Annotated in this window: 4 protein-coding genes; all 4 read right to left on the bottom strand. The window is 34.5% G+C overall.

Annotated features, from left to right (window positions below):
- A partial coding sequence (locus RTP52_RS13350; protein WP_312371957.1) for a glycoside hydrolase family 2 protein occupies positions 1 to 1,465 on the bottom strand: 1,465 nt, incomplete at its 3' end.
- 24 nt (positions 1,466 to 1,489) lie between these two features.
- Positions 1,490 to 2,323, bottom strand: a complete 834-nt coding sequence (locus RTP52_RS13345) for a carbohydrate ABC transporter permease (RefSeq protein ID WP_312371955.1) — start codon at positions 2,321 to 2,323, stop codon at positions 1,490 to 1,492.
- Positions 2,324 to 2,408: 85 nt separating this feature from the next.
- Positions 2,409 to 3,302 carry a carbohydrate ABC transporter permease gene (locus RTP52_RS13340; RefSeq protein ID WP_312107383.1) on the bottom strand — a complete coding sequence of 298 codons (894 nt, stop codon included), beginning with the start codon at positions 3,300 to 3,302 and terminating at the stop codon, positions 2,409 to 2,411.
- Between the two features lie 109 nt (positions 3,303 to 3,411).
- Positions 3,412 to 4,440 (bottom strand): ABC transporter substrate-binding protein (locus RTP52_RS13335; RefSeq protein ID WP_312371953.1); only part of this gene is annotated, 1,029 nt, incomplete at its 5' end.

Raw genomic sequence — 4,440 nt, 5'->3', positions numbered from 1 at the left:
TCATACTCTCAATATTATCCCCAGCATAGGATTCATTACCTAATGACCAAAATAGTACTGATGTATGATTCTTAAAGGTTTCAAAGTTAGTTCTTGCACGGTCAATTACTGTTTCTTTCCACTCAGGGATACTACCCGGTACATTCCAAGAGGCATCAATTCCCCCCGTCTTCTGCCACGATCCATGGGATTCCAAGTTCGTCTCTGACATTACATATATTCCATTTACATCACAAAGATAATACCAAGGTATCTGATTTGGATAATGGCTGGTACGAACAGCGTTGATATTATTTTGAAGTATCAGTTTCATATCTGTTTGCATATCAGAAAAAGTAATACATCTTCCACCAGTCTGGCTCCACTCATGACGATTCACACCATTAAATATTAGTCGTTTACCATTGAGAAGGATTAGCTTATCCTTGATTTCGATCCTTCGAAATCCTACCTTATATGGAACGATTTCAACTAAATTTCCATTGATATCATATACTTCAAGAATCACCGTATATAAATATGGAGTTTTATATGACCAAGGTATAATATTTTCTATGTCTGATTCATAACTTACATTTTCATTCGCTTCTATGCTATTTTCAAGGATAATTTTATGATTATCATCTTGAAGCTTAAGTGTAATTGTTCCTAAATCAATCCGATTTGACATCTTTAACTCAAATCCAAGTTTTCCAGAAGTGTTATCTTCATTTAAGTGTGGTTTAATCCACATATCTTCAATATGTATCTCTGGTTTTGCATACAAGGTAACATTTCGAAAGATACCGAAGAATCGGAAGAAATCTTGATCTTCTAGAAATGCTGCCGTACTTCTTTTATGAACCTCTACCGCTAAAATATTACCTTTTTCTTTTATGTAAGGAGTTAAATCAAATTCCGAAGGGGTAAAGCTGTCTTCTGCATATCCAATAAATTGTCCATTTAACCAGACATACATTGCTTGTTCTACGCCTTCAAAACTAATACATACTCTTTTTCCAAGTAGACCTTTTTCTAAATCAAAACGTTTCAGATAAGATCCCACTGGATTATAAGAAGCCTCGCTAAAGGTTCCTTTCAAACCATCATTTCCTAAGCTATAAGCCGGTCTTCGATAATAATGACCTTCCCATGGATACATTGTATTAATATAATGTATTTTATCATAACCTGCTAATTCAATATGACAAGGAACTGCAATTTCATCGAAATCGTCGGCGCTAAAATCTTCTTGATAGAAATACGCTGGTCTTTCTTTTGCACTCACTGAATAACGAAATTGCCATGCACCATTTAACGATTGTAGTAAGATGTTTTTCTGGGTAAAGTTCTGACTAAAGGGAACCTCAGAAGCACTTTGAATCATATCTTCCTTACTCTGATAAAATGGATGATCACTGTGAGCTGCTAACTGATTGACACGAAACACTTCTGGGTTATCCAACCATGTTAATTCTGCCTTCATGTTCTCTCTCTTTTCTATGTATTTTTATTCTTTTACTGCTCCAGCTGCAACACCTGCGAGTATATATTTTTGAAAAAAGATATAGATCAAAATCGTAGGTATCATAATGATAATAATACCGGCAGCAAGTGTCTGCCAGGAACCCTGTTGCGCATTAGCGTAATCCATTAAAAAGGTAGTTAGGGTTCTTAGTTTATTCTTTGGCATATAGAGATAAGGTATGTACATATCGTTAATAATATTAATTGCCTTGATAATACATACGGTAGCTGTCGCTGGTGCAAGTAGTGGAAATATTATTCTAGTAAATAACCCAAAATAAGAACATCCATCCAACAAAGCTGCCTCATCAAGTGCCACAGAGATACCAGATATAAATTGTCTATAAATATATAATTGCATTAGATCAGAAGCGATGTATATAACAATTGGCGCTCCTAAGGTATTATATAGATGAAGCTTTTGAATTACTTGAAATCTTGCAATTTCAGTAACAAAACTAGGAATCAGCATACCAATGAAAAACAAGGCTATTATAACTGCTTTTCCTCTAAATTCAAATCTCTCTAAGATAAATGCGGTGATGGTACCGAACATTATATTAAAGAAAATCGAAATTATTAATATTATACCAGTGTTTTTAAAGCCTATCAATAAGTATTTGTTGTTTAAAACCTTTTTGAAATTATCTAAAGTAATCTTATTCCACTTTGGTAACCATAAAGGTGAAGTAGAAACCATATCTCCTTTTGTCTTTAGTGCTGCAAATAAAGTCAGAAGAATTGGTGCTAATACAATAACAACCATTCCTAAGCATAAAACTTGCTTTGAAAGTTGATGAATAACTTTTTTATGCATATAACAAACCTTTCCCTTTCCGAAATGAGGACTTTGTGCGAAGCACAGATCTCCATAAAATATCATCTTAAACCCGACCTTGAATCTACTTTCTCTTGTCCCTTAATATAAAACCATGAATTAATTTGTTTTGTATTAGGTATATAGCTACAATCATTACCATGATTGCGACTGCCATTGTCGATGCTAGACCAAAGTTAGAAAAGGTAAATGCGGTCTTAATTGTATAAAGGGTAAAGGTTGAAGAGGCATAACCAGGACCTCCAGCTGTCATTACAAACGGAATATCAAATACTTGTAATGCACCTCTGATATTGTCAAACAATACGAAGTCTACCATTAACATAATTCCAGGAATCTGTACGTATTTAAATAAGTGCCATGCACTTGCACCATCCACTCTTGCTGCTTCTTCGACATCCTGTGGCAAGGATTGTAGTGCAGCCATGAATAAAATAACATGATAACCGCTAAACCTCCAAACAGAGACAAACGATAATACATAATTTACAATTTTAGTATCTGAAAGCCAGTTTCGTATAAGATGTTCTAAATTAAGCATCTGCAAGATTGCATCAAATGCTCCATTTATAGGTGAGAAAAAATAGGAAAAAGCATAGGAAATCGCTACCCCATTGATAATATATGGCATAAATACCATTGTTTTATAGAACTTAGCAGCTCGTAATTTACTAGTTAATAACACTGCAAATGCTAATTCTACTACAATCATGACTAGATGAACAAAAAAATATACTGCATTATTCTTTAATGACATCCATAAATCTTTGTTCTTAAACATGGATATATAGTTATCTATTCCGATTAGCTGGCTCTCTTTCGAATAACCATCCCAGTTCGTAAAACTCATGCGGAAAAGATCAATTGCTGGAAATACTACAAATGCAATTAGTAATAGCATAGGTATGACTAATGCTATGATAATAAATTGTTTTCGTTTCTTACTTAATTTGGTCATTACTGCCTCCTGGTGGTAGAAAGATTCATATGACTTCCCTTTTATGAATTGAGGTTGTCGCAAAAGTTTTGCAACAACCTCTTTGAATTCATGCTACATAGGAAATCAATTATTTAATATTTAATTTTGCTCTTGCATCTTTCCACTTAGAATCTAGTTCAGTCAGTGTATTCTTTAGATCAAAACCGTCAGTTAACATCTGAGCTCCAAGTTTCTTATAGTCAAATGTTGTCTCATTTTGAATAGCAGTAAAATTATCGCCACCACCATCATACATAATGAGAACCTTGTCAGGACAAAGCTCATCAGACTCTGCTAAGATAGGTTCCTTGTCCTTAGGAAAATTCGTCATGGAGGATGCGGAGGAAACATAGTTTATGTAAGATGGATACCATGCATCAGAATAGAACCATTCTACAAATGCTAAGGCTGCATCTGGGTTTTTTGAGTGTGTAGTTACACCCATGAAGGAGTCACCTTGAACAATCACATTATAAGGATCGTCTTTTGTATTTCTTGTTGGTAAATAGAAAGTTCCTAACTGAGAAATATCTTCTGCACCATTCTTAATGTTTTGGAGTCCCCAATCACCAAGTGCAATTATAGCTGCTTTTTTAACCGCAAATAAAGAGGTTACCTGATCATTCCCAAGGCCTAATGGATCTTTTCCTAAAACTCCAGAGGTAAATAAGGAATATATCTTATTATATGCTTTGTTAATATCGTTACCTTCTGCAAATGGAGCATCTTGTGTAGCCATTAGATTCCAGTTCTGACCATTACCAGACTCTAGGGCTGGCATAAATTCCATATAAGGATAATCTGGCCACTCATCCTTTAAACCACAGGCAATTGCCATAAAATTGGGATCATCCTTACCATAGAACTCTTGTAATTTCTTAGCTACTTCCTCAAATTCTCCCCATGTAGTTGGAACTAAAACACCTGCTTCTTTAAACAGATCTTTCCAATAGTATACATACTCATAGCCTGAAGTCATTGGAATACCAAGAACCTTACCGTTAATTGCGTATCCAGAAGCTAATTCATTGTTTTCACAAGCCTTGGTGCTTGTTAAATCTAATAAGTAATCTTTAAATCTTGATAAGGTAAATGGTTTATTAAACATGATTTCTGG

It is taken from the genome of Lachnoclostridium sp., assembly GCF_031997925.1.
Lineage (GTDB): Bacteria > Bacillota > Clostridia > Lachnospirales > Lachnospiraceae > Lachnoclostridium.
This window is presented reverse-complemented; position numbering and strand designations above follow the sequence as displayed.